Origin of the sequence: Asanoa iriomotensis, assembly GCF_016862515.1 — a bacterium.
Classification (GTDB): Bacteria; Actinomycetota; Actinomycetes; order Mycobacteriales; family Micromonosporaceae; genus Asanoa; species Asanoa iriomotensis.
In genome coordinates this window covers 1-25656 of record NZ_BONC01000014.1, presented here as the reverse complement: position 1 = coordinate 25656, position 25656 = coordinate 1, and the positions used below count along the sequence as shown (strand labels likewise).

Below are 25656 nucleotides of genomic sequence, written 5' to 3'. Positions count from 1 at the left end.
CGTCACTGGTCGCCCTTTGCCAACCGGGCCTCGATGGCGTCGCCGAGGCGCTCGCGCAGGATCTCCACCGGGATCTTCTGCAGCAGCTCCGCGAAGAAGCCGCGAACGACCAGCTTGCGCGCCTCGTGCTCCGGGATGCCCCGGGCCATCAGGTAGAACAGCTGCTCGTCGTCGAACCGGCCGGTGGCGCTCGCGTGACCGGCGCCGACGATCTCGCCGGTCTCGATCTCGAGGTTGGGCACCGAGTCGGCCCGCGCGCCGTCGGACAGGACCAGGTTGCGGTTGATCTCGTAGGTGTCGGTGCCGGTCGCCTGCACCTGGATCAGCACGTCGCCGACCCAGACCGTGTGGGCGCCCTCGCCCTGCAGCGCGCCGCGGTAGCCGACGTAGCTGCGGCAGTCCGGCACGCTGTGGTCGACGAGCTGGCGGTGCTCGAGGTGCTGGTCGTCGTCGGCGAAGTAGAGCCCGAACAGCTCCGCGTCACCGCCCCGACCGGCGTATTCCACGCTGGTGAACTGGCGCACGAGGTCGCCGCCGAGGCTGACCTGCACGTGCGTCACCCGGGCGTCGCGGCCGAGCCGGAACTTGACGTGCTGGGCCTGCACCGCGTCGGACGCCCAGTCGGCGACCGTGATCAGCGTGAGCTGCGCACCGTCGGCGACGTCGACCTCGACGTTGTCGGCCAGCGTGGTCGAACCGACCTGCTCGACCACGAGCGTCGCCTTCGCGAAGCGGCCGACCTCGACGACCGTGTGCGCGTACGCGACACCGGAGCCCCCGCCGATGACCCGGACCCGGGCCGGCTCGGCCGGCTCGGCCTCGGACGCGACCTCGATCAGCGTCGCGCCGTCCGCGTTGCCGTAGCCGAGCGCGCTGACCCGGTCGAACGGCACCAGCACCCGGCCGATCCGCTCGTCGCCCTTGGCCAGCTTGGTCACGGTGACGCCGGCGGGCAGGGCCTCGTGCTCCCAGCGCAGGGTGGTCTCGGCCGCCGGCGTCGCCGTGGCCAGACCGCGCAGCCGCTTCAGTGGCGTGAACCGCCACTCCTCCTCGAGGCCGGTCAGCGCCGGGAAGTCGGCGACGTCGGTCGAGTGCAGGCTCTGCGCCTTGGTCTTGGGCAGGCTCGACGTCTTGGGCGGGGTGACCGCCACCTCGGTTTCCGTGGGCATTTAGCCGACGGCCCCTTCCATCTGCAGTTCGATGAGCCGGTTGAGCTCGAGGGCGTATTCCATGGGGAGTTCCTTGGCGATCGGTTCGATGAAGCCGCGCACGATCATCGCCATCGCCTCGTCCTCGGTCAGGCCCCGGCTCATCAGGTAGAAGAGCTGGTCCTCGCTGACCTTGGAGACGGTCGCCTCGTGACCCATCGCCACGTCGTCCTCGCGGATGTCGACGTATGGATAAGTGTCTGAGCGGGAGATCGTGTCGACCAGCAGCGCGTCGCACTTGACGGTGCTCTTCGAGTGGGAGGAACCCTCCAGGACCTGAACCAGGCCGCGGTACGAAGTCCGGCCGCCGCCGCGCGCGATCGACTTCGAGATGATCGTGCTGCTGGTGTGCGGTGCCGCGTGCACCATCTTGGCGCCGGCGTCCTGGTGCTGGCCCTCGCCCGCCATCGCGACCGAGAGCACCTCGCCCTTGGCGTGCTCGCCCATCATCCAGACCGCGGGGTACTTCATGGTCACCTTGGAACCGATGTTGCCGTCGATCCACTCCATGGTCGCGCCCTCGTGCGCCACGGCGCGCTTGGTGACCAGGTTGTAGACGTTGTTCGACCAGTTCTGGATGGTCGTGTAGCGGCAGCGGGCGCCCTTCTTCACGATGATCTCGACGACCGCGCTGTGCAGCGAGTCGGACGAGTAGATCGGCGCGGTGCAGCCCTCGACGTAGTGCACGTAGGCGCCCTCGTCGACGATGATCAGCGTCCGCTCGAACTGGCCCATGTTTTCCGTGTTGATCCGGAAGTAGGCCTGGAGCGGGATCTCCACGTGCACGCCCGGCGGCACGTAGATGAAGGAGCCACCCGACCACACCGAGGTGTTGAGCGCGGCGAACTTGTTGTCGCCGACCGGGATGACCGAGCCGAAGTATTCCTTGAACAGCTCCGGGTGCTCGCGCAGGCCCGTGTCGGTGTCGAGGAAGATGACGCCCTGCTCCTCGAGGTCCTCACGGATCTTGTGGTAGACCACCTCGGACTCGTACTGAGCCGCCACACCGGCGATCAGCCGCTGCTTCTCGGCCTCCGGGATGCCCAGCTTGTCGTAGGTGTTCTTGATGTCCGCGGGGAGGTCGTCCCAGCTCGCCGCCTGCTTCTCGGTCGAGCGGACAAAGTATTTGATGTTGTCGAAGTCGATCCCGCCGAGGTCGGCGCCCCAGTCGGGCATCGGCTTGCGGCCGAACAGCCGCAGGCCCTTGAGGCGCAGGTCGAGCATCCACTCGGGCTCGTTCTTCTTCGCGGAGATGTCACGCACCACCGCCTCGCTGAGCCCGCGCTGCGCCGAGGCGCCGGCGGTGTCGGAGTCGGCCCACCCGTACTGGTAGCTGCCCAGGGCGGCGAGGTGCTCCTCCTGGGTAACGACGGGCTGGACGATCTGCTCGGTCATTTATCTGTCCTCACAGTTGGGGATTGCTGAGCAGGGATATGTGTCGTGCATACCCCGTCGCCGTGTGCGATGGTGGCGAGTCGCTGGACGTGGGTGCCGACCAGGCGGGAGATGACCGCCGTCTCGGCCTCGCACAGCTCGGGAAACTCGGCCGCCACGTGCGCCACCGGGCAGTGGTGCTGACACAGCTGCCCGCCGGTGGCGATCGTGGAAGCGTTGGCAGCGTAGCCCTCGGCGGTCAGCGCGTCGGCGAGCGCCTCGGCGCGTGCGATCGGGTCGTCGCCGGCGCCCTCCATGGCGTCCCGGCAGCGGCCCTCCAGCGTGGCCACCTGCTCGGTGGCGAACGCGTCGACCGCGCCCTCGCCACCGTGTGCGGCGATCCAGCGCAGTGCCGCGGTCGCCATGTTGTCGTAGGTGTGCCGGCCGCAGCGCAGCCGGGCGGCGTCGGTCAGCGTGAACACCTTGGCGGGGCGGCCACGGCCCCGGCCCGCGCGCACCGGGCGCTGACGGGTGACCACGTCGCCCTCGGTGAGCAGGGCGTCCAGGTGCTTGCGGATGGCCGCTGGGCTCAGGCGCAGCGCCTCGCCCAACTCGGCTGCGGTAGCGGTGCCCCGCTCCAGGAGCAGCCGCAGGACCCGATCGCGGGTGCGCTCGTCCGCGGGGGCGACCGGGGAACCGGTCGTCTCCACCTGCGAAGGGAGCATCGCCGCGTTTTTCACTACGACAACGTTACGTAATTCCGCCGGGCGGAGCAAACCGGCACGCCAGTGATCGACGTCACCGAGCAGGGGCGGATCCGGATCTCCTTACTACATTACGTAGGATCTCGGACCGTGATCCCCCTGCTTCGCCGCTTGGCGCTGGCCAACATCATCGCGAACGTCGCCATCGTGGTCACCGGCGGGGCCGTCCGGCTCACCGGCTCGGGCCTCGGCTGCCCGACCTGGCCCCGGTGCACCGACGCCTCGTACGTGCCGAACGCCGAGATGGGCATCCACGGGGTCATCGAGTTCAGCAACCGGATGCTCGGCTGGGTGGTCGGCGTCGTCGCCCTGGCCACCCTGGTCGTGGCCTTCCTGCACCACCGGCGCGAGCGCACCGCGACCAGCCGCGGGCTGTCACGGTTGGCGCTGGGTGTGTTCCTGGGCATCCCCGCGCAGGGTGTGGTGGGCGGGATCACCGTGCTGACCGACCTCAACCCGTGGGTGGTCGGCCTGCACTTCCTCGCTTCGATGGGCGTGCTGGTCGCGGCCTACGCGCTGTGGCGGCGGTCGGTCGACGGCCGGGCGACCCGCACCGTCTTACCCGGTCCCCTGCGCCAGCTCGTCCAGGTGCTGACCGCCGTCTCGGCCGCCGTGATCGTGCTCGGCGTGATCGTGACGGGCTCGGGCCCCCACGCGGGCGACGCCGACGCGCACCGCACCGGGCTCGACCCGGAGATCGTCGCCCAGTTCCACGCCGACGTGGTGTTCCTGTTGCTCGGCCTGAGCGCGGCGGTATGGTTCGCCGCCCGGGCCACCGGCTCGCGGCGCACCGCCCGCGCCGCCCTGGTGCTCGTCGCGGTCGAGCTGTCCCAGGGCGTCATCGGCTTCGTGCAGTACTTCACCGGCCTGCCGGAGATCCTGGTCGGCCTGCACATGCTCGGCGCCTGCCTGGTCTGGCTGGCGACGCTGTCGCTGCTGTGGTCAACCCGTGGCGCGCACGACGGCCGCCGCGAAGCGGTCGGCGGCGCCGCCGCTGGTGCCGAAGAAGAGCGAGGGCTCGGTGAGCTCCAGCTCGATCAGGGTGGGCGCGCCGGTGTCGTCGGGCACCAGGTCGACCCGCGCGTAGAGGAGCCGGTCGCGGCCGCCCGGCACGGTGTCGAGGGCGCGCTCGGCGACGGCCAGCTGCGCGGCTGACGCCTCCGCGGGGTCGATCCGCTCTTCCTTGTAGAGCCCGGTGACGCCCTCGTCGGGCCCGGTCAGCATGGCGCCCTTGCGGGCCGCGTGGCTGAACCGCAGGCCGTCGCCGGCGTTGAGGTAGACCAGGGCGGTCTCGCCGACCGCGTCGATGGCCGCGAGGTAGGGCTGGACCAGCGCGGTCCGCCCGGCGTCGGTGAGCCGCTTCAGGTGGGCCTCGAACGCGTCGGCCTCCGCGGGCAAGCGGTAGCGGCCCGCGTCGACGCTGCCGGCACCGATCGCCGGCTTGACGACCACGTCACCGGCCAGGCCCGCCGGAAGCCCGCCGGACGGCTCGACGACCGTCGTGGGGATCACGGGGACCCCGGCCGCGGCCAACTCGCTCAGGTAGCGCTTGTCGGTGTTCCAGGTGACGACGTCGGCCGGGTTGGCGAGGTTGCCCCGGGCCGCGGCCCAGGCGACGAACTCGGCCCGGCGCGGCGCGTAGTCCCAGGGCGAGCGGAGCACGACGAGGTCGTACGCGGCCCAGTCGACGCCGGGGTCGTCCCAGACGGCCGGCTCGGCGGCGACACCGTGTGCCGCCAGCGGCGCCAGCACCAGGCGGTCGTCGTCCTCGAGGTCAGGAATGGAGTCGCAGGTAACAAGAGCGACCCGGGACGTCTCCCGGGTCGCCGCCTGCTCATGGGTGGGTGTGATGACGGGTCGCTTTCTCTATCTGAGCTGGGTCAGCGCGACAAGGTGCGCCGGGCCATCGACCGCCACAGGTCGTTGCTCGGCCGCATCTGGTCCATGAGTTCGCGCTCCCACTCGTTCTCCACCGTGACGCCGGCGCTCACACACGCCGCGCGAGCCACGTCCGTTCCCTCAGCGAACTGGTCAGCCCAGGTGCCGTCCCCGCCAACGAGGACGATCCGGGCGCCGCGCTTGCCGACGTACTCGACGACCGCCCGTGCGCCACCGTGCTCGGCGGCGAACGACCGGATCCCGGTCACCAGACCCTCAGGGGTCGCGGTGGCGGGTTGATCGGTCGTGAGCGTCGTATCGGAACCATCTGCCATGTCGGAGAGCGTAAGCACGCCTACCGGAATCCGCGTGCCATCCGAACGTGTTTTGTGACGCCTCTCATCGCCGGATTTAAGACAGGCCACAGAAAATTTGTTCACCGAAAGTGAGACATATGCGGTTAAGTTCGGATGACATCTCGGACAACTGCCGTCGCTCGTCCGTGGCCGTCTCGTGATGCGGTCATTTCCGGCGTGTCTGACGCGAAACCGACGGATCCGTCAGAGCAGTGCGTCGAGCGCCACGGCCAGCGAGACGATCGTCAGGTACGTGATCGACCAGTGGAACAGCCGCATCGGCTTGAGCGGCTCACCCGCCTTCGACCGGCCCACCAGGCGATACGCCTCGACCAGGAACGCCACGCCGCTGACCAGCGCGGTCACCCCGTAGAGGGGTCCCAGGCCCAGCGGCCAGGCCGCCAGCGAGGCCGCGACCGTCAGCCAGGTGAACAGCACGATCTCCCGGTTGACCCGGGTGGCCGAACGCACGACGGGCAGCATCGGGATGCCGGCCCGCGCGTAGTCGTCCTTGTAGGTGATCGCCAGCGCGTAGAAGTGCGGCATCTGCCAGAAGAACACCACCGCGAACAGCGCCCAGGCCAGCGGCGACAGCCCGCCGGTGACCGCCGCCCAGCCGATCAGCACCGGCGCGGCACCGCAGGCGCCGCCCCAGAACGTGTTCTGTGGCGTGGTCCGCTTGAGCCAGAGCGTGTAGACGAGGTCGTAGTAGGCGATCGCCGCCGCGGTCAGCCCGGCCGCCAGCCAGTTGGTGAAGCCGGCCATCAGGCCCACCGAGACCACCGCCAGCACCAGCCCGAACACCAGCACGCTCCGCGGCGAGAGCGCGTGGGTCGGCAGCGGCCGCCGCTTGGTGCGGCGCATGAGCTGGTCGATGTCGCGGTCGATGTAGCAGTTGAGCGCGTTGGCGGCGCCCGCGGCGAGCGTGCCGCCGACCAGGACCACCACCATCGTCGAGACCGGCGGGATGCCGCCCGCGGCCAGCATCATCGCCGGCACGGTGGTGACCAGCAGCAGCTCGATGATGCGGGGCTTCGTCAGGGCCACGTAGGCGCGGACCACGGCACGGGGGTCGCGCCGGGCGGGCACCGGGACCGGGCCCGGCACCAGGGTCGGCGACGGACGCTCCGTGACCATGCTCAAGGCCGTGTCCACCTTCCCGCGGGGCTCGTCGTCGGACCGCCGCAGGCGGTCAACAGAACGATCGACAGCGTACGCGGCGCGTATTCGCGCTGATCGGCGACCCGACGCGGTGCGGCGGGAACCACCCGGCAAGTGTCTTCCGCCCCACAACACGTGCCGCAGGGCGAGATCCGGCGGCAGGTGTTTAGCACGGGTCGCTAGGGTCAGAGGTGAGGGACCGGAACACTCGCCGAGGAGCGCATACATCGTGCCTGCCAGCAACTCAGAGCAAGCCTCATTCACCTGGTCCGAGCTGGACCGCAAGGCGGTCGACACGATCCGCGTCCTCGCGATGGACGCGGTCGAGAAGGCCGGCAACGGTCACCCGGGCACGGCCATGAGCCTGGCCCCCGCCGCATACCTGCTGTTCAACCGGGTGATGCGGCACGACCCGACCGACCCGCACTGGCCGGGCCGCGACCGGTTCGTCCTGTCGGCCGGGCACAGCAGCCTGACCCTCTACATCCAGCTCTACCTCACCGGCTACGGCCTCGGTCTCGAAGACCTGATGGCGCTGCGCCAGTGGGGCTCGCTGACCCCGGGCCACCCCGAGCACGGGCACACCAAGGGCGTCGAGACCACCACCGGCCCGCTGGGCCAGGGCGTCGGCAACGCGGTCGGCATGGCGATGGCCGCCCGCCGCGAGAAGGGCCTGTTCGACGCCGAGGGCGACGGCGGGTCGCTGTTCGACCACTTCGTCTACACGATCGTCTCCGACGGCGACATCGAAGAGGGCATCAGCCACGAGGTCAGCTCGCTCGCCGGGCACCAGCGGCTGGGCAACCTGGTGGCGATCTGGGACGACAACGAGATCTCCATCGAGGACGACACCCGCATCGCGAAGAGCGAGGACGTGGCAGCGCGGTACGCGGCGTACGGCTGGCACGTCCAGACCGTCGACTGGCGCACCGGGCACGCCGACGAGGGCGACTACCGGGAGGACCCGGAGGCGCTGTGGCGGGCGATCGAGGCCGCGAAGGCGGTCACCGATCGCCCGTCGTTCATCGTGCTCCGCACGATCATCGGCTGGCCCGCACCCAACAAGCAGAACACCGGCAAGATCCACGGCTCGGCGCTCGGTGCCGACGAGGTCGCCGCGACCAAGAAGGTGCTCGGCTTCGACCCGGCCAAGACGTTCGACGTCGCCGACGAGGTGCTGGCGCACACCCGCGAGGCCATCGTCCGGGGCCAGGCCGACCACGCCGAGTGGGACAAGGGCTTCGCCGCCTGGTCGACCACCAACCCCGAGCGCCGGGCGCTGTTCGACCGCCTGACCTCGCGTACCCTCCCCGCCGGCTGGACGGACGCGTTGCCGGTGTGGCCCGCGGACCCGAAGGGCATCGCCACCCGGGCCGCCTCCGGCAAGATCCTCGAGGCGCTCGCGCCGGTGCTGCCGGAGCTCTGGGGCGGCTCGGCCGACCTGGCCGAGAGCAACAACACCACCATGAAGGGCGAGCCGTCGTTCGTCCCCGCGGAGCACGCCACCAAGGAGTTCCCGGGCGACGAGTACGGCCGGACGCTGCACTTCGGCATCCGCGAGCACGGCATGGGCGCGATCCTCAACGGCATCGTGCTGCACGGCGCCACCCGCCCGTACGGCGGCACGTTCCTGGTCTTCAGCGACTACATGCGGCCGTCCGTGCGGCTCGCGGCGCTGATGAAGCTGCCGGTCACCTACGTCTGGACGCACGACTCGATCGGCCTCGGCGAGGACGGCCCGACCCACCAGCCGATCGAGCACCTCACCGCGCTGCGGGCCATCCCGGGCCTCGACGTGGTGCGCCCGGCCGACGCCAACGAGACCGCGTGGGCGTGGCGCATGGCGATGGAGCACATCGACCGGCCGACCGCGCTGGCGCTGACCCGCCAGGCGCTGCCGACCATCGACCGCGACCGGTACGCGCCCGCGGACGGCACCGCCCGCGGCGGCTACATCCTCTCCGAGGCGTCCAACGGCCAGCCCGAGGTGATCCTCGTCGGCACCGGCTCCGAGGTGCAGCTCTGCCTGACCGCCCAGGAGCGGCTGGAGGCCGCGGGCACCCCGACGCGGGTCGTCTCGATGCCCTGCCAGGAGTGGTTCCGGGCGCAGGACGAGGCCTACCGGCAGACCGTGCTGCCGAACGCGGTCAAGGCCCGGGTCAGCGTCGAGGCGGGCATCGCCATGTCGTGGCGCGACATCGTCGGCGACCTCGGCGAGAGCGTCAGCATCGAGCACTACGGGGCCAGCGCGCCCCACACCGTGCTCTTCGAGCAGTTCGGATTCACCGCCGACCACGTGGTCGCGAAGGCGCACGCCTCGCTCGCGCGGATCGGCGCCATCACCGGCACCACCACGGGCAACTGAGGGAGCGAAGGATCATGACCGACCGGCTGGCCGAGCTTTCCGCCGCGGGCGTCGCCATCTGGCTCGACGACCTGTCCCGCGTCCGGCTGAACACCGGCAACCTGGATCAGTTGCGCCGCGAGCAGCACGTCGTGGGCGTGACGACCAACCCGACCATCTTCGCCAAGGCGCTCTCCGACGCCGACGCGTACGACGGCCAGGTCCGCGACCTGGCCACCCGTGGCGTCTCGACGGAAGAGGCCGTGCGCATGCTCACCGCGTACGACGTGCGCTGGGCGTGCGACGTCATGCGGCCGGCGTACGACGCCTCCGGTGGCGTGGACGGCCGGGTCTCGCTCGAGGTCGACCCGCGGCTCGCCCGTGAGACCGACAAGACGATCGCGGAGGCCAAGGGCCTCTGGTGGCTGATCGACCGCCCCAACGCGTTCATAAAGATCCCCGCGACCGAGGAGGGCCTGCCGGCGATCACCGCGGCGCTCGCCGCCGGCATCAGCGTCAACGTCACGCTGATCTTCTCGCTCGACCGATACAGCCAGGTGATGGACGCCTTCCTGGCGGGCATTGAGCAGGCCAAGGCCAACGGGCACGACCTGACCAACCTGGCGTCCGTCGCGTCGTTCTTCGTCTCCCGCTTCGACACCGAGATCGACAAGCGGCTCGAGAAGATCGGCACCGACGAGGCCAAGGCGATGCGCGGCAAGGGCGCGGTCGCCAACGCGCGGCTGGCCTACGAGCGCTACTCCGAGGTGTTCGCCGGCGAGCGCTGGCAGGCACTGGCCGACGCGGGCGCCAAGCCGCAGCGGCCGCTCTGGGCGTCCACCTCGACCAAGAACCCGGACTACCCGGACACGCTCTACGTCCGTGACCTGATCGCGCCGGGCGTCGTCAACACCATGCCGGAGTCGGTGATCCACGCCTGGGCCGACCACGGCGAGACCGAGGCCGACACCGTCACCGGCAACTACGACGACGCCAAGCAGGTGATGGCGGACCTCGCGCGGGTCGGCATCGACCTCGACGACGTGTTCGACACGCTGGAGAGCGAAGGCGTCGAGAAGTTCTCGGCGAGCTGGCAGGAGCTGATCGACGGGGTCGACGCGTCGCTGAAGGCGGCCGGAGGCGGCAAGTGAGTAGGTACGGCTTCGGGTCCGACGGGATCCCGGAGAACGGCGACGACGCCGGTCCGGCATTCGCCGACGGCGTCGTCGCGGCGGCGGGCATCGCGGTCTACGGCGCCGGCAGCGCCGACGTCGCGGCGACCCGTGCCTCGCTGGTCGGCGCCGGCGTGCCGGCGAAGCTGGTCGACAAGGACGCCACGCTGTGGGGCCCGGACGCCGAGGCCGAGGCGAAGATCCGCCTGGGCTGGGTCGACACCTTCCGGCGCAGCCGGGAGCTGCTCCCCCGGCTGGCGGAGCTGCGCACCGAGCTGGCCGACCTCGACCACGTGGTGCTCGCCGGCATGGGCGGCTCGTCGCTCGCGCCGGAGGTGATCACCCGCACGCTCGGCGTCGAGCTGACCGTGCTGGACACCACCGACCCGGCGCAGATCCGCGCGGCGCTGGCCGACCGGCTGGAGCGCACGCTGGTCGTGGTCTCCAGCAAGTCCGGCGGCACGGTCGAGACCGACAGTCACCGGCGCGCGTACTGGCAGGCGTTCGTCGACAGCGGCATGTCCGAGGCCGAGGCGGGGCGCCACTTCGTGGTCGTCACCGACCCGGGCTCCCCGCTGGAGACCACCGGCCACGAGATGGGCGCACAGGTGTTCCTCGCCGACTCCGACGTCGGCGGGCGCTACTCGGCGCTGACCGCGTTCGGCGTCGTGCCGTCGGCCCTGGCCGGCGTCGACGTGGCCGAGCTGCTCGACCAGGCCGAGGAGCTCCTGCCCGCGCTGTCCGAGGAGAGCGGCAACCCGGGCCTCGCGCTGGGTGCGGCGCTCGGCGCGGCCGCCCTTGCCGGGCGCGACAAGGTGGCGCTGGTCTCCGACGGCACCGGCATCGTCGGCCTCGGCGACTGGGCCGAGCAGCTCATCGCCGAGTCGACCGGCAAGGACGGCAAGGGCATCCTGCCCGTGGTCATCGAGACCCCGGACAGCCCCGGCGCGCACGGCGGCGACGTGGTCACGGTCACGGTCGGCGGCGCACAGCCGCCGGCCGGCGTGCCCGGCGGAGGCGTGCGGCCCGACGTGGCCGTCAACGGCCCGCTCGGTGCCCAGTTCCTCGCCTGGGAGTTCGCGACGGCGGTCGCGGGCCGGGTGATCGGCATCGACCCGTTCAACCAGCCCAACGTGACCGAGTCCAAGAACAACACGACCCGGATCCTCGCCGAAGGGCTGCCGGACGAGTCGCCGGCGTTCACCGAGGGCGCGATCGAGGTGCACGGAGGCAGCGGCGACAGCCTGGCCGCCGTGCTCGGCGGGCTGGTCGACGGCATCGACTCGCACGGCTATTTAGCCGTGCTGGCGTTCCTCGACCGGGTCGGCGACGCCCGCGCCGAGCAGTCCCGGGCGCTGCTGGCCACCGCCGCCGGCCGGCCGGTGACGTTCGGGTGGGGCCCGCGCTACCTGCACTCGACCGGGCAATATCACAAGGGCGGTCCGCAGGTCGGCTCGTTCCTGCAGATCACCGGCGCGGTCGCCGTGGACCTGCCGATCCCGGGCAAGCCTTACGGCTTCGCCGAACTGCAGGCTGCCCAGGCGGCCGGCGACCGGAAGGCGATGACCGACCGCGGTCGGCCCGTCGTCCGGCTCCACCTCACCGACCGGGCCGAAGGCATCGACCAACTGCTGCGCGCGTTGGCGAGCCTGCCCGCCCGCTAGGACGCACCATAGGAGTTGTGGTGAACCCGCTGCGCGATCCCCAGGATCGCCGTTTGCCCCGGATCCCGGAGCCGTGCGCTCTGGTGATCTTCGGCGTGACCGGCGACCTGTCTCGCAAAAAGCTGCTGCCGGCCATCTATGACCTGGCCAACCGGGGGCTGCTCCCGCCCGGCTTCGTCGTGCTCGGGTTCGCCCGGCGCGACTGGGGCGACGGCGACTTCGAGTCACTGGCGATGGAGGCGGCCAAGCGAGGGGCCCGCACTCCCTGGCGCGAGGAGGTGTGGGCCCGGCTCGCCGGCAACATCAAGTTCGTGCCGGGCGCCTTCGACGACGACGAGGCGTTCGACCAGCTCGCGTCTACCCTCGACGAGCTGCGCGACTCGCACGGCATCGCCGGCAACGCCGCGTTCTACTTCGCAATCCCGCCACCGGCCTTCCCGACCGTGCTCAAGCAGCTCGCCCGCACCGGGATGGCCGACAACCGCAAGTCCGGCGGCTGGCGGCGGGTCGTGGTCGAGAAGCCGTTCGGCAACGACCTCGCCTCGGCCAAGGCGCTCAACGGCCTGGTCGACGACGTGTTCACCCGCGACGACGTGTTCCGGATCGACCACTACCTGGGCAAGGAGACGGTCCAGAACATCCTGGCACTGCGGTTCGCCAACAACCTGTTCGAGCCGCTGTGGAACTCCAAATACGTCGACTCGGTGCAGATCACGATGGCCGAGGACGTGGGCATCGGCACCCGGGCCGGCTTCTACGACGCCGCCGGCGCCGCCCGCGACGTGCTGCAGAACCACCTGCTCCAGCTCATGACGCTGGTCGCGATGGAGGAGCCGACGAGCTTCGACGCGGCGGAGATCAGCACCGAGAAGCTCAAGGTGCTCCGCGCGATCACCGTGCCGCAGGACGTCCGTGCGGAGACCGTACGCGGGCAATATCTGCCGGGTTGGGTCGGCGGCGAGCGGGCGGTCGGCTACCTGGAGGAGAAGGACGTGCCGTCCGACTCCACGACCGAGACCTATGTCGCGGTGCGGCTGGGCGTGCAGAACCGGCGGTGGGCCGGCGTGCCGTTCTACCTGCGCTGCGGCAAGCGGCTGCCGCGCCGGGTCACCGAGCTCGCGATCATCTTCAAGAAGGCGCCGCACCTGCCGTTCAACCAGCACGACATCGAGATGCTCGGTGCCAACCAGCTGGTCATCCGGGTCCAGCCCGACGAGGGCGTGGTGCTCAAGTTCGGCTCCAAGGTGCCCGGCACCACCATGGAGGTCCGCGACATCGCGATGGACTTCGAGTACGGCGCCGCGTTCACCGAGTCCAGCCCCGAGGCGTACGAGCGGCTGGTGCTCGACGTGCTGATCGGCGACCGGACGCTGTTCCCCGACGCGGCCGAGGTCGAACAGAGCTGGCGGGTGATCGACCCGCTGGAGGACGCGTGGGCGGGCACCGCTCCCGAGCCGTACCGGGCCGGCGAGTGGGGTCCGCACGCGGCCGACGAACTGCTGCGCCGCGACGGCCGGCACTGGAGGCGGGCATGATCGGGCTGTGGGACACCACCGGCAACGAGGTGGTCAAGGCGCTCGCGACCGAGCGCCGGTCGGCGGGCGGCGTGGCCAGCGGCATGGCGCTGACGCTGATCGTCGTCGTCGACGAGAAACGGGTACGTGAGGCCGAGGCGGCCGCGACGATCGCCGCCTCGATGCACCCGTGCCGGCTGCTGATCGTGGTCCGCGCCGACGTGGAACGCCCGAGCAACCGCCTCGACGCCGAGGTGGTCGTCGGGGGCCGGCTCGGCCCGTGCGAGGCCGTCGTCATGCGGATGTACGGCCGCCTCGCGCTGCACGCCGAGTCGGTGGTCATGCCGCTGCTCGTGCCGGACGTGCCGGTGGTCACCTGGTGGCACGGCGAGCCGCCGGAGCGGATCGCCAACGACTTCCTCGGCGTGGTCGCCGACCGGCGGATCACCGACGTCTCGCAGACCGCGGACCCGGTCGCCGCACTGCGCCAGCGGGCTAAGGACTACGCGCCCGGCGACACCGACCTCGCCTGGACCCGGATCACCCCGTGGCGCACGCTGGTCGCGTCGGCCTTCGACACCACCGAGGAGCGGGTCGTCGGCGCCACGATCGAGGCGTCCGACCACGACCCGACCGCGGCGCTGATGTCCGGCTGGCTCGCCTCCCGCCTCGACATCAAGCCGCGCTGGGAGCAGGACGACAAATACCGGATCATGCATTCGGTCTGCCTCGTGGCCGCCAACAACGACCAGCTCCAGCTGACCCGCGAGCAGGACACGGCCACCTTCACCCGGACCAACCAGCAGGAGCGGCACATGCCGCTGGTCCGCCGCCCGCTGGGCGAGGAACTGGCCGAGGAGCTGCGCCGGCTCGACCCGGACCAGGTCTACGCCGCGGCGCTGGGCGCGATGTCCGGCGAGACCGGCCTCGACACCCGCCCGGCACACCGGGTGCACGTGTGGAAGGACCCGGTGACGGCCGGCCAGGCACCCGGCCTGGGCCCGGGCATCGTCGGCGGCGGCCCGCCGACGCAGCCGGAGGACATGCCACCGCGCACGGGCGACCGGGTCATCCACCCCGCGTCGGCCGGCGCCGGCACCGCGCAGGGCTCCGCACCGACCACACCGTCACCCGCCGAAGGCACACATCGATGAGCGAGCGAAGCGAGCGCAGCCAGCTCAGTGAGCCTCGCTCTTGCTCCGCCGACCGTAGGGACGCGGCGGCATGAGCGAGACAAGCGTCATCGTCCATTCCGACCCGGACGTGCTCGCCCAAGCGGTGGCGGCGCGCCTGGTGGTCACGCTGATCGACGCCCAGGCCGAACGCGGCGCGGCGTCCTGGGTGCTGACCGGCGGCCGGATCGCCGGCGCCGTGCACCGCGCGGTCCGCGACTTCCCGGCCAGCGACGCGGTCGACTGGACCCGGGTTGACTTCTGGTGGGGCGACGAGCGGTTCCTGCCGGCCGGGCACCCGGATCGCAACGAGACCCAGGCCCGCGAGCAGTTGCTGGACGCACTGCGCGTGCCGGCGTCCCGCGTGCACGCGATGCCGCCGTCGGACGGCCCGGACGGCAACGACCCGGAGGCGGCCGCGGCCCGGTACGCACAGGAACTGGCCCGCGCGGCCCGCCCCGGCACGGCGCCACTCCCCCACTTCGACGTGCTCATGCTGGGGGTGGGCGAGGACGGCCACGTGGCGTCGGTGTTCCCGGAGCACCCGGTCGCTTACGAGACGCGCCCGGTGAGCGCGGTCCGCGGCAGCCCGAAACCACCCCCGGTCCGCACGACGCTGACCCTGCCGACCATCAACACCGCGGACCAGGTCTGGCTGGTCGCAGCGGGCCCCGACAAGGCGGGCGCGGTGGGCATGGCCCTGACGGGCGCGGGCCCGGTGCAGCTGCCGGCAGCCGGGGTGCGCGGCGTCAACCGCACGATCTGGCAACTCGACAGCGCGGCGGCCGCCCAGGTCCGCCGCACCTTCCGCAGCGTCCGCAGCTGAAACTCGGAGGCGCGCGGCAGCGCGCCTCCGGATTCCCGGCGCGGGTGACGCCCACTGTCGTGCGCGGCTTTGCCACGGGCGCGGCGGCGGCCGAGGGCGCTCTCGCGCCGCACGACGTCGCCCTGGCCGACCGGGCCGGCATGCCGGCCGAGCGGGGTGCTCTGTTCGCCTGGTATCTCGGTGACGCCGGCCAGGCGGGCTGCGCGACCTCCTGGACAGCCGGGCCTACCGGGTGGAGCTGCCCGAGCAGGCCGCCCTGCTCACCGTGGCGTGGCTGCTGCGGGCCGGCGATCGCGATGCGGCGTACGCCTGGCGACAGATGATCTGCTACCTGTCACTGTCGGAGAGCGACGTCCCACGCACCGTGCTCGACGGGTCGCGTGAAGATCTGGCGGCGGCACCCGGGCCGGTTCGCGAGCGGATCACGCCCGCGGTCGTCGGCCTCGGTTACGTCGCGCACGCCGGCCGGTGGGCGTCGGCTGCTCGGCTGGTCGACGACCGGCCACTGGCTGCTGACGCCGACGGGCTAGAACTCGCCGCGGCGTTGGCGGAGGTTGGCCAGTGCCTCGGCGAGGATGGCGGCGCCGTCGGCGTCGCTGCGGCGTTCTTTTACGTACGCCAGGTGGGTCTTGTAGGGCTCGCTGCGTGGCTTGCCCGGCGGGTTGGTGGCGTCGAGGCCGGCCGGTTGTCCGCAGCGCGGGCAGTCCCAGGTGACCGGTGGGGCCACCTCGGCCGCCAGGGAGATTTCCACGGTGTGGTCGTTGGAGCACCAGTAGGTCACCGAGCGTCGGGGTGCTGGCTCGCACCGCTCGGTGGGGCGGATCGGGCCGGAGCCGACCCGGGTGCCACGGATTGCGCTGCCGCTGGGCACGGTTTGTCGCTCCTGTCGTCGTGCGGGGGTCGGCCGCGGGGGAAGCGCGGCGTCGCGACGCGGTGAAGCGGGCTACATATGCACGTGCGCGGCTCGGACCTGGTCCGAGCCGCGCACGAGTTTACGACTGTTTGGTCGAGATGTGTGCTAGCTCGCGACGGCGAGTTTGAGCCAGAGGCCCAGGCCCACGATGCACGCGAACCACACGATCCCCACCAGGATGGTGTAGCGGTCGAGGTTTTTCTCGGCCACGGACGAGCCGGCGAGGTTGGTGCTGACGCCGCCGCCGAACATGCTGGAGAGGCCGCCACCCTTGCCGCGGTGCAACAGGACCAGCATCGTCAGCAGCCCGCTCGTGATGATCAGCAACACGATCAACGTGTAGGCGAATGCGATCGGCATGGTGGGGTCTGTCCTCTCGGATGGGCGCGACTCGCCAAGGATAGCGGCCGGGTCCGCGCTGGGCGGACCCGGCCACCGCTCCTCACTTCTTGATGTGCTCTGGGAACCGAACGATCTGCACGAACTCGTCCGCGTCGATGCTCGCGCCGCCCACCAGGGCGCCGTCGACGTCGGGCATCTCCATGATCTGGGCCACGTTGGCCGCCTTCACGGATCCGCCGTACAGGATGCGGGTGGTCTCGGCCGTCTCGGTGTCGAACCGCTCGGCCAGCCGGGTCCTGACCGCGCCGCAGACCTCCTGCGCGTCCTCCGGGGTCGCGGTCTTGCCGGTGCCGATCGCCCACACCGGTTCGTACGCGATCACGACCTTGCGCACCTGCTCGGCCTTGAGCCCGTCGAGACCGGCGTCGAGCTGCGAGTAGCAGTGCGCGACGTGCTCACCCGCCTCGCGGACGTCGAGCCCCTCGCCGATGCAGAAGATCGGCGTGAGCTCGTTGGCCAGCGCGGCCTGCACCTTGCTGTTGACCACCGCGTCGTCCTCGTGGTGGTACTGCCGGCGCTCGGAGTGCCCGACCACCACGTAGCCGCAGCCCAGCTTCGACAGCATCGGGCCCGAGATGTCGCCCGTGTAGGCGCCACCCTTGTGCGGCGAGAGGTCCTGCGCGCCGTATCCGATGAGCAGCTTGTCGCCGTCGACCAGCGTCTGCACGCTGCGCAGGTCGGTGAACGGCGGGATGACCACCGTCTCGACGGCGGAGAGCTGCTGCTCGTTGAGGCTGAAGGCCAGCTTCTGCACGAGCGCGATGGCCTCGAGGTGGTTGAGGTTCATCTTCCAGTTGCCGGCCATCAGGGGCCGGCGGGACTGCGTGGCCATCAGGACTCCAGAGCGGCGATGCCGGGAAGGCGCTTGCCCTCCAGGTATTCCAGCGAGGCTCCCCCGCCGGTCGAGATGTGGCCGAACGCGCTCTCGTCGAGACCGAGCGCGCGCACCGCGGCCGCGGAGTCGCCGCCGCCGACCACGGTCAGGCCGTCGACCTTCATGATCGCCTCGGCCACGCCGCGGGTGCCCGCCGCGAACGGCGCCAGCTCGAAGACGCCCATCGGGCCGTTCCAGAACACCGTGTGAGCCCCCGCCAGGGCGCCGGCGAAGGCGGCGACGCTGGCCGGGCCGATGTCGAGCCCGAGCCGGTCGGCCGGGATCGCGTCGGCGGCGACCACCGCGTGGTCGGCATCGGCCGAGAACTCGGTGGCGGCCACCACGTCGGTCGGCAGCACGATCTTGTCGCCGCCGCGGGCCAGCAGGTCGCGGCAGGTGTCGAGCATGTCCTCCTCGAGGAGGGACTTGCCGATCTCGTGACCCTGTGCCTTGAGGAACGTGAAGCACATGCCGCCGCCGACGAGCAGCTTGTCGACCTTGGGCAGCAGCGCCTCGATCACGGCGAGCTTGTCGGAGACCTTCGCGCCGCCGAGGACGACCGCGTAGGGCCGCTCGGGGCTGTCGGTCAGCCGGGCCAGCACCTCGACCTCGCGCAGCACCAAGCCGCCGGCGAAGTGCGGCAGCCGGGCCGGGACGTCGTAGACGCTCGCGTGCTTGCGGTGCACGGCACCGAACGCGTCGTCGACGTACGCCTCGGCGAACGCGGCGAGCTGGTCGGCGAAGACGCCCCGCTCGGCGTCGTCCTTGCTGGTCTCACCGGCGTTGAAGCGCAGGTTCTCGAGCAGCAGCACCTGGCCGCCGCCGAGGCCGGCCACCTTCTCGGTGGCGTCCGGGCCGACGGTGTCGGTGGCGAAGTGCACCTCGCCGTCGAGCAGCTCGCCGAGCCGCCGCGCCACCGGCGCCAGCGTGTACTTCGGGTCCGGTGCGCCCTTCGGGCGACCCAGGTGGGACATCACGACCACCGCGGCGCCCGCGTCCCGCAGTGCAACGATGGTCGGCAGGACCGCCCGGATGCGGCCGTCGTCCGCGATCACACCGGGCTTGTCCTTCTCGAAGGGGACGTTCAGGTCGGCGCGCACGAGCACGCGCCGACCCGCGACTCCCTCCGCGAGGAGATCGTCAAGCGTCTTCATGATGGTCAGAGCGAGGTCCCGACGAGCTTGACCAGGTCGACCAGGCGGTTCGAGTAGCCCCACTCGTTGTCGTACCAGCCGACGACCTTGACCTGGTTGCCGATCACCTTGGTGAGGCCCGAGTCGAAGATGCAGGACGCCGGGTCGGTGACGATGTCGCTGGAGACGATCTCGTCCTCGGTGTAGGTCAGGTAGCCGTTGAGCGCGCCGGCCGCGGCTTCCTTCATCGCGTTGTTGACCTCTTCGACGGAGGTCTCGCGGCCCACGTTGACCGTGAGATCGGTCGCCGAGCCGGTCGGGATCGGCACCCGCAGCGCGTAGCCGTCGAGCTTGCCCTTGAGCTCGGGCAGCACGAGGCCGATGGCCTTCGCGGCACCGGTCGAGGTCGGCACGATGTTGAGCGCGGCCGCGCGGGCCCGGCGGAGGTCCTTGTGCGGGCCGTCCTGCAGGTTCTGGTCCTGCGTGTACGCGTGGATCGTGGTCATCAGGCCGTGCTGGATCGTGAACGTGTCGTGCAGCACCTTGGCCATCGGAGCGAGGCAGTTGGTGGTGCAGGAGGCGTTCGAGATGATCGTGTGCTTGGCCGGGTCGTACTGGTTGTCGTTGACGCCCATGACGACCGTCACGTCCTCGTGCTTGGCCGGCGCGGAGATGATGACCTTCTTCGCACCGCCGTCGACGTGCGCACGCGCCTTGGTGGCGTCGGTGAACAGGCCGGTCGACTCGATCACGACGTCGGCGCCCAGGTCGCCCCAGGGCAGCTTGCCCGGGTCGCGCTCGGCGAACACCTTGAACGTCTGGCTGCCGACCGAGATCTCGTCGGAGGTCGCCTTCACCTCGTAGGGCAGCCGGCCCAGGATCGAGTCGTACTTGAGCAGGTGGGCCAGGGTGGCGTTGTCGGTGAGGTCGTTGGCGCCGACCAGCTGGATGTCCGCCCCAGAGGCGAGAACGGCCCGGAAGAAGTTGCGGCCGATGCGGCCGAAACCGTTGATGCCAACCCGGATGGTCACAGGTTTCATCTCCTCGATGATGAGATAGCCGGCGGCCGCGGTTTCGTCCGCGTACGCCGGCCGGTGTTAGAACCGGTTGCCGGCCCCGTCGCCGTACTTGACGACCCTATCTGAGGGCGTGCGTGAACTGCGCGGCAGGTCGCTTGTCAGACGACCAGCATGTCGGGCGTCACAGCCGCTTCGGTGTCCGGAATGCCCAGATCGCGGGCCCGCTTGTCGGCCAGCGCCAGCAGGCGCCGGATCCGCCCGGCGATCGCGTCCTTGGTCAGCGGCGGGTCGGCCAGGGCGCCCAGCTCCTCCAGCGAGGCCTGGCGGTGGTCGAGGCGCAGCCGGCCGGCCGAGGTCAGGTGGTGCGGGGCGTCGTCGGCGAGGATCTCCAGGGCGCGGGTGACCCGGGCCGCGGCCGCCACGGCGGCGCGGGCCGAGCGGCGCAGGTTGGCGTCGTCGAAGTTGGCCAGCCGGTTGGCGGTCGCCCGGACCTCGCGGCGGACCCGGCGCTCCTCCCAGGCCAGCACGCTGCTGTGCGCGCCGATCCGGGTGAGCAGCGCGGAGATCGCGTCGCCGTCCTTGACCACGACGCGGTCGACGCCACGGACCTCGCGGGCCTTGGCGGTGATGCCGATGCGCCGGGCCGCGCCGACCAGGGCCAGCGCCGACTCGGGGCCGGGGCAGGTGATCTCCAGCGCGCTGGACCGGCCGGGCTCGGTCAGCGAGCCGTGCGCCATGAACGCGCCGCGCCAGGCCGCCACCGAGCAGCAGACGTTGCCGGCGACGACGTGCTGCGGCAGGCCCCGCACCGGTCGGCCGCGGACGTCGAGCAGGCCGGTCTGGCGGGCCAGGATCTCACCGTCCTTGACCACTCGGACGATGTAGTGGCTGGCCTTGCGCAGGCCGCCGGAGGCCAGCACGTGGATCTCGCTCGGGTAGCCGTAGACCTCGGCGATCTCCCGGCGCAGCCGGCGGGCGACCGCACCGGTGTCGAGCTCAGCCTCGACGACCACGCGGCCCGAGACGATATGCAGGCCACCCGCGAAGCGCAGCAACGCGGCCATCTCGGCCCGCCGGCAACACGGCTTGGGCACGTCGACCCGGCTCAGCTCGTCCTTGACCGCGGCGGTCATCGCCATAACTCTTCGTCACCTCGCGTGCCGGTATCCGGCCCGAAGCCGGTGGGTTCTCACGTGCTTAACGACTGGCACCCAGGACAGGCACCAGGGCCGCCCCGAGCGCTGCAGGATCATGCTTCGGGCTGCCGTCCGCAACGGCGACCGGGGCGAGCACCAGCCGCGCACCCAGCGATTCTGCCGCACGGCGGACGGGTTCGGGGTCACCGACGGCGGTCCCGTCGGCGAGAACGGTGTCAACTTTCAGTTCGGGCAGGTACCAGCGCAGGGCGGCCAGGTGATCAGCAGCTGACAGCCCCCACGTCTCGGGTTCGGCCGCCAGATTGAGGGTGACCAGTCGCCGGGCCGGGCTCGCCACGATCGCCGCGGCCAGATCCGGCACCAGCAGGTGCGGGATCACGCTCGTGTACCAGCTGCCCGGCCCGAAGATCAGCCAGTCGGCCGCCTCGACCGCGGCCACCGCCTCCGGACAGGCGGGCGGGTCGGCCGGGGTGAGCCGCACCGCCTCCACGTGGCCGGGCGCGACCGCCACCGCGTGCTGCCCGACGACGGTGAGCAACATGTCGGGCCGCCGGGGGTCGGCGCCCCGGACGTCGGCCTCGATGCCGACCGGCTTGACCGCCATCGGCAGCACCCGGCCGGCGGCGTCGACCATCCGCGCCGCGTGATCCAAAGCGGACACCGGGTCACCGAGCTGTTCCATCAGCCCGACAAGTACCAGATTTCCGACAGTGTGGCCGTCGAGCGGGCTGTGGTCACGCCCGTCCGGCGCGAACCGGTGCTGGAACAGCTCGGCGGTCTGCCGCGTGTCGTCGCGGTCGGCGGCCAGCGCCGCCAGGGCCTGCCGCAGGTCGCCCGGTGGCAACGCCGCGCGCTCGGCGCGGAGCCGCCCGCTGGACCCGCCGTCGTCGGCCACCGTCACCACCGCGGTGATGTCGGAGGCACCACTGCGGCGGAGCGCGCGCAGCGAGGCGGACAGGCCGTGGCCGCCCCCGAACGCGACGACCCGCATCACTCGCGCCCCAGGTCGCGGTGCTGTGCCGACGCGGAGACCCGGGCCTCACGCAGCTTGGTGGCCAGCTCCTCGGCGATCGCCACGCTGCGGTGCTTGCCGCCGGTGCAGCCCACGGCCACGGTCAGGTAGCGCTTGCCCTCGCGCTCGAAGCCCGGCGCGGTGCCCACGATCAGCCGCGAATAGGTCTCGACGAACGGCACCGCACCGTGCTGGCCGAGCACGTAGCCGCTGACCGCCTCGTCCCGGCCGGTCAGGTCGCGCAGCTCCGGCACCCAGAACGGGTTGGGCAGGAAACGGGCGTCGAGCACGAAATCGGCGTCCGGCGGCAGGCCGTACTTGAAGCCGAAGCTGAGCACCGTCACCTTGAGCCGGCGCGCGTCCTCGCCGCCGAACATCTCCTCGACCCGGCGGCGGAGCTGGTTGACGTTGAGGTGGCTGGTGTCGATGATCACGTCGGCCTGCTCGCGGGCGTCCTCGAGCAGCTTGCGCTCGGCCGCGATGCCGTCGGCGAGCCGGCCGTCGCCCTGCAGCGGGTGCGAGCGACGGACGCTCTCGAAGCGCCGGATCAGCACGTCGTCGTCGGCGTCGAGGAACACCACGTGCGGGTTGAAGCCGCGCTCCCGCAGCGCGTGCACGGCGCTGGTCAGGTCGGTCGAGAACGCCCGGCTGCGCACGTCGAGCACCATCGCGGTGAGCCGCGCCGGGCCGCCGGCGGCGTAGGCCAGCTCGGCCATCTCCAGCATCAGCGTCTGCGGCAGGTTGTCGACGACGTAGAAGCCGACATTTTCCAATGCGCGCGCGACCGTGCTGCGGCCGCCGCCCGACACACCCGTGACGATCACGAGCGTGGTGTCGGACCGGTCCAACTCGTCGTGCTCCCGCTCACCCACGACGCGAAATCCTAGGCATCGCGGGAAACATCGGACCCATCGCCCTCTTCCGTCCCGTTCGTCGTCGTTGTGTCGCCGCCCAGAGCGGCCTTGATCGCCTCGGCCGTGCGCTTGCCGACGCCCTGCACCGACGCGATCTCGTCGACCGAGGCGGCGGAGAGGCGCTTGACCGAGCCGAAGTGCCGGAGCAGCACCTTGCGGCGGATCTCGCCCAGCCCGGGGATGCCGTCGAGCTGCGAGGCGGTCATCCGCTTGGAGCGGCGCTGCCGGTGGAAGGTGATCGCGAACCGGTGCGCCTCGTCGCGTACACGTTGCAGCAGGTAGAGGCCCTCCGACGTGCGCGGCATGATCACCGGGAACTGGTCGTCGGGGACCCACACCTCCTCGAGCCGCTTGGCCAGGCCGCACAGCGCGATGTCGTCGATGCCCAGGTCGTGCAGCACCGCGGCGGCCGCCCGCACCTGCGGCTCGCCACCGTCGACCACGACCAGCTGCGGCGGGTACGCGAACCGGCGCGGCTTGCCCGTGTGCGGGTCGATCCCGGGCCGGTCGGGATCGATCTCCATCTCGTCGCCGAGCTCGCCGGTCTCGGCCCGCGCGTCGAGGTAGCGGGCGAAGCGGCGGCGCAGCACCTCGGAGATCGCGGACAGGTCGTCGGTCGCGCCCTTGACGATGAAGCGGCGATATTCACTCTTCCGGGCTAGCCCGTCCTCGAAGACGACCATGCTGGCCACGACGTCGGTGCCCTGGATCTGGGAGATGTCGTAGCACTCGATGCGCAGCGGCGCCGTGTCCATGTCGAGCGCCTCGGCGATCTCCTCGAGCGCCTGGCTGCGGGTGGTCAGGTCGGCGGACCGCTTGAGCTTGTGCCGCGTCAACGCCTCCTGCGCGTTGCGGGCGACGGTGTCGAGCAGCGCCTTCTTGTCGCCGCGCTGTGGCACCCGCATCGTCACCCGGCTGCCCCGGTGCTGGCTGAGCCAGTCGGCGAGCGCGTCGACGTCGGCGGGGACGGCCGGCACCAGCAGCTCGCGCGGGACGTCGGACTCGCCCTGCTCGCCGCCGTAGACCTGGGAGCAGAAGTGGTGCACCAGGTCGCCGGTGGTCAGCTCCTCGGTCTTCTCGACGACCCAGCCGCGCTGGCCGCGGACCCGGCCGCCACGGACGTGGAAGACCTGGACCGCGGCCTCCAGCGGGTCTTCGGCGAAGGCGACCACGTCGGCGTCGGTGCCGTCGCCGAGCACGACGGTCTGCTTCTCCATCGCGCGGCGCAGGGCGGCCAGGTCGTCGCGCAGCCGCGCGGCCCGCTCGAACTCGAGCTCCTCGCTGGCCGACATCATCTCGCGCTCGAGCCGGCGGATCAGGGTGTCGGTCTTGCCGGCCATGAAGTCGACGAAGTCCTCGACGATCTGCCGGTGCTCGACCGCGGTCACCGAGCCGACGCAGGGCGCCGAGCACTTGCCGATGTAGCCGAGCAGGCACGGCCGGCCGATCTGGCCCGCGCGCTTGAACACGCCCTTGGAGCAGGTGCGGGCCGGGAAGACCCGCAGCAGCAGGTCGAGCGTCTCGCGGATGGCCCAGGCGTGCGAGTAGGGACCGAAGTAGCGGACGCCCTTGCGCTTGGCGCCGCGCATCACCTGGAGCCTCGGGAACTCCTCGTCGAGGGTCACCGCGAGATAGGGGTACGACTTGTCGTCGCGGTAGCGGACGTTGAACCGCGGGTCGTATTCCTTGATCCAGGTGTATTCCTGCTGGAGCGCCTCGACCTCGGTGCCCACCGTGATCCAGTCGACCGACGCCGCGGTCGTGACCATCTGGCGGGTGCGCTGGTGCAGCCCGAACGGGTCGGCGAAGTAGGAGTTGAGCCGGCTCCGCAGGCTCTTGGCCTTGCCGACGTAGATCACCCGGCCGGTCGCGTCCCGGAACCGGTAGACGCCCGGAAGATCCGGAATCGAGCCCGGTGGGGGACGGTAGGACGACGGGTCAGCCACGGCCGCAAGCGTATCGCTCGCCTCCGTCAAGATCGGTTGATCTTGGCGGCCGACCCGCCGCCCGGCGGTTGGAACGGTCCGTTGCCAACGCGATGCGTTGGCAACGGACCGTTCCAATCGGCTCAGGCCAGGACGATCGCGTCGCCCTTGACGGTGACCTCGCGCGCCGTGAGCGGCCGCGTGGCCGGGCCGTTGCGCGGTTCACCGCTGTCCAGGGCGAACTTGCTGCCGTGGCAGCTGCAGTTGATCGTGCCGCTGTCGACACTGGCGATCGGACAGCCCTGATGGGTGCAGACCGCACGGAATCCGTGGAACTGCCCCTCGGTGGGCTGGGTCACCACCATCTCGGACGCAGCGAATATCGCGCCGCCGCCGACCGGCACGTCGCTGACCTTGGCGATGACCTCGCCACCCCCGCCTGAGTCGCCGCCCGGGTCCTCGGTCGGATCCGGGTCCTGACCGGTGCCCGAGCCTGTCCCGGCCTCTGTGTCGGTGCCGCAGGCGGCCAGCACGGTCACGGCGCCGACCGCTCCCACACCGGCCAGCAACGCACGCCGGCTCGTCACCGTCTCTTCCCTGCTCATCCGCTATGCCTCTCCTTGGCCGCACGGTCGGTTGAATGTTCAATCCCCACCAGGCCACACGGACGCTTGCCGCTACCGGTTCACGAAGCGCGGGTCGGGACATTTCGTCCAGCACCCTACTGAGCCAACCTCGTGACCTCCCGAGAACCCCTGAAATACGCGCATCCGCGTATCGCTCGGCCGTTCCCCGATCCGGACAGTTATGTGCGCCGATCCCGCCTTGGGGTCGGGTGAGGGGTGGCTCGTGGGTCAGGGTGGTGCCCCGGCGA

22 protein-coding genes and 2 pseudogenes are annotated in these 25656 nt (G+C 71.2%); 8 read left to right on the top strand and 16 right to left on the bottom strand.

Features of this window, described 5'->3' with window-relative positions; genetic code table 11:
• Positions 1-2 precede the first annotated feature (2 nt).
• The 3 genes from sufD to Air01nite_RS12250 are packed head-to-tail and all read right to left on the bottom strand — an operon-like array spanning position 3 to position 3322.
• Entirely contained in the window at positions 3-1169 is a 1167-nt protein-coding gene (gene sufD / locus Air01nite_RS12260) for a Fe-S cluster assembly protein SufD (protein ID WP_203702140.1), read from the bottom strand.
• A complete protein-coding gene (gene sufB, locus Air01nite_RS12255) occupies positions 1170-2603 on the bottom strand; it encodes a Fe-S cluster assembly protein SufB (RefSeq protein WP_203702139.1) in 1434 nt (477 codons plus the stop codon).
• Entirely contained in the window at positions 2600-3322 is a 723-nt protein-coding gene (locus tag Air01nite_RS12250; RefSeq protein WP_373310389.1) for a helix-turn-helix transcriptional regulator, read from the bottom strand. The genes sufB and Air01nite_RS12250 overlap by 4 nt, the downstream gene beginning before the upstream one ends.
• Positions 3323-3436: 114 nt before the next feature.
• Between Air01nite_RS12250 and Air01nite_RS12245 the strand changes: the two genes are divergently transcribed.
• Entirely contained in the window at positions 3437-4501 is a 1065-nt protein-coding gene (locus Air01nite_RS12245) for a COX15/CtaA family protein (RefSeq protein ID WP_373310388.1), read from the top strand.
• Positions 4502-4951: 450 nt separating this feature from the next.
• Here the strand turns inward: Air01nite_RS12245 and Air01nite_RS42080 are convergent.
• The 3 genes and pseudogenes from Air01nite_RS42080 to Air01nite_RS12230 form a co-directional block, all read right to left on the bottom strand.
• A pseudogene (locus Air01nite_RS42080) lies at positions 4952-5197 on the bottom strand (DcsG N-terminal domain-containing protein); the annotation flags it as partial.
• A 29-nt stretch (positions 5198-5226) separates the two neighbouring features.
• Positions 5227-5559, bottom strand: coding sequence for a hypothetical protein (locus Air01nite_RS12235; protein WP_203702138.1), 333 nt, complete (start codon positions 5557-5559; stop codon positions 5227-5229).
• 225 nt (positions 5560-5784) lie between these two features.
• Complete coding sequence (locus tag Air01nite_RS12230) at positions 5785-6723, bottom strand: heme o synthase (RefSeq protein ID WP_373310387.1); 939 nt, start codon at positions 6721-6723, stop codon at positions 5785-5787.
• Between the two features lie 247 nt (positions 6724-6970).
• On the opposite strand from Air01nite_RS12230, the gene tkt reads away from it, so the two are divergent.
• The 7 genes and pseudogenes from tkt to Air01nite_RS12195 all read left to right on the top strand — a co-directional run bounded on the left by tkt (position 6971) and on the right by Air01nite_RS12195 (position 15756).
• Positions 6971-9106: a transketolase gene (gene tkt / locus Air01nite_RS12225; protein ID WP_203702137.1), complete on the top strand. Its 2136-nt coding sequence runs from the start codon at positions 6971-6973 to the stop codon at positions 9104-9106.
• Between the two features lie 14 nt (positions 9107-9120).
• A complete protein-coding gene (gene tal, locus Air01nite_RS12220) occupies positions 9121-10236 on the top strand; it encodes a transaldolase (RefSeq protein WP_203702136.1) in 1116 nt (371 codons plus the stop codon).
• A gap of 26 nt (positions 10237-10262) precedes the next feature.
• Complete coding sequence (locus tag Air01nite_RS12215; protein WP_203702256.1) at positions 10263-11921, top strand: phosphoglucose isomerase-related protein; 1659 nt, start codon at positions 10263-10265, stop codon at positions 11919-11921.
• A 17-nt stretch (positions 11922-11938) separates the two neighbouring features.
• Positions 11939-13456 carry a glucose-6-phosphate dehydrogenase gene (gene zwf, locus Air01nite_RS12210; protein WP_203702135.1) on the top strand — a complete coding sequence of 506 codons (1518 nt, stop codon included), beginning with the start codon at positions 11939-11941 and terminating at the stop codon, positions 13454-13456.
• Positions 13453-14424 (top strand): annotated as a pseudogene (locus Air01nite_RS12205) (glucose-6-phosphate dehydrogenase assembly protein OpcA); the annotation flags it as partial. The gene zwf and the pseudogene Air01nite_RS12205, both read left to right, overlap by 4 nt.
• 235 nt (positions 14425-14659) lie before the next feature.
• Positions 14660-15433, top strand: a complete 774-nt coding sequence (pgl, locus tag Air01nite_RS12200; protein ID WP_203702133.1) for a 6-phosphogluconolactonase — start codon at positions 14660-14662, stop codon at positions 15431-15433.
• A gap of 44 nt (positions 15434-15477) precedes the next feature.
• Complete coding sequence (locus Air01nite_RS12195; RefSeq protein WP_203702132.1) at positions 15478-15756, top strand: hypothetical protein; 279 nt, start codon at positions 15478-15480, stop codon at positions 15754-15756.
• 203 nt (positions 15757-15959) lie between these two features.
• Here Air01nite_RS12195 and Air01nite_RS12190 read toward each other — a convergent pair whose 3' ends face one another.
• From Air01nite_RS12190 to Air01nite_RS12145, 10 genes are all read right to left on the bottom strand, one after another.
• Positions 15960-16304, bottom strand: a complete 345-nt coding sequence (locus Air01nite_RS12190) for an RNA polymerase-binding protein RbpA (RefSeq protein WP_203702131.1) — start codon at positions 16302-16304, stop codon at positions 15960-15962.
• 147 nt (positions 16305-16451) lie between these two features.
• On the bottom strand, positions 16452-16706 hold the full coding sequence (gene secG / locus Air01nite_RS12185) for a preprotein translocase subunit SecG (RefSeq protein WP_203702130.1): 255 nt from the start codon (positions 16704-16706) through the stop codon (positions 16452-16454).
• Positions 16707-16788: 82 nt separating this feature from the next.
• Positions 16789-17580, bottom strand: a complete 792-nt coding sequence (gene tpiA / locus Air01nite_RS12180; protein ID WP_203702129.1) for a triose-phosphate isomerase — start codon at positions 17578-17580, stop codon at positions 16789-16791.
• The gene (locus Air01nite_RS12175; protein ID WP_203702128.1) at positions 17580-18776 is read right to left on the bottom strand and encodes a phosphoglycerate kinase; all 1197 of its coding nucleotides are present in this window, start codon (positions 18774-18776) and stop codon (positions 17580-17582) included. The genes tpiA and Air01nite_RS12175 overlap by 1 nt, the downstream gene beginning before the upstream one ends.
• Positions 18777-18781: 5 nt before the next feature.
• On the bottom strand, positions 18782-19786 hold the full coding sequence (gene gap, locus Air01nite_RS12170) for a type I glyceraldehyde-3-phosphate dehydrogenase (protein WP_203702254.1): 1005 nt from the start codon (positions 19784-19786) through the stop codon (positions 18782-18784).
• Between the two features lie 146 nt (positions 19787-19932).
• Positions 19933-20913: a DNA-binding protein WhiA gene (gene whiA, locus Air01nite_RS12165; protein WP_203702127.1), complete on the bottom strand. Its 981-nt coding sequence runs from the start codon at positions 20911-20913 to the stop codon at positions 19933-19935.
• 58 nt (positions 20914-20971) lie between these two features.
• Positions 20972-21922: a gluconeogenesis factor YvcK family protein gene (locus Air01nite_RS12160; RefSeq protein WP_203702126.1), complete on the bottom strand. Its 951-nt coding sequence runs from the start codon at positions 21920-21922 to the stop codon at positions 20972-20974.
• Positions 21922-22815 (bottom strand): RNase adapter RapZ, encoded by an 894-nt coding sequence (rapZ, locus tag Air01nite_RS12155; RefSeq protein WP_203702125.1) that lies wholly within the window; start codon positions 22813-22815, stop codon positions 21922-21924. Before rapZ ends, Air01nite_RS12160 begins: the two co-directional genes overlap by 1 nt.
• Positions 22816-22826: 11 nt before the next feature.
• The gene (gene uvrC, locus Air01nite_RS12150; RefSeq protein WP_203702124.1) at positions 22827-24803 is read right to left on the bottom strand and encodes an excinuclease ABC subunit UvrC; all 1977 of its coding nucleotides are present in this window, start codon (positions 24801-24803) and stop codon (positions 22827-22829) included.
• A 122-nt stretch (positions 24804-24925) separates the two neighbouring features.
• Positions 24926-25387, bottom strand: coding sequence for a Rieske (2Fe-2S) protein (locus tag Air01nite_RS12145; protein WP_203702123.1), 462 nt, complete (start codon positions 25385-25387; stop codon positions 24926-24928).
• Positions 25388-25656 lie beyond the last annotated feature (269 nt).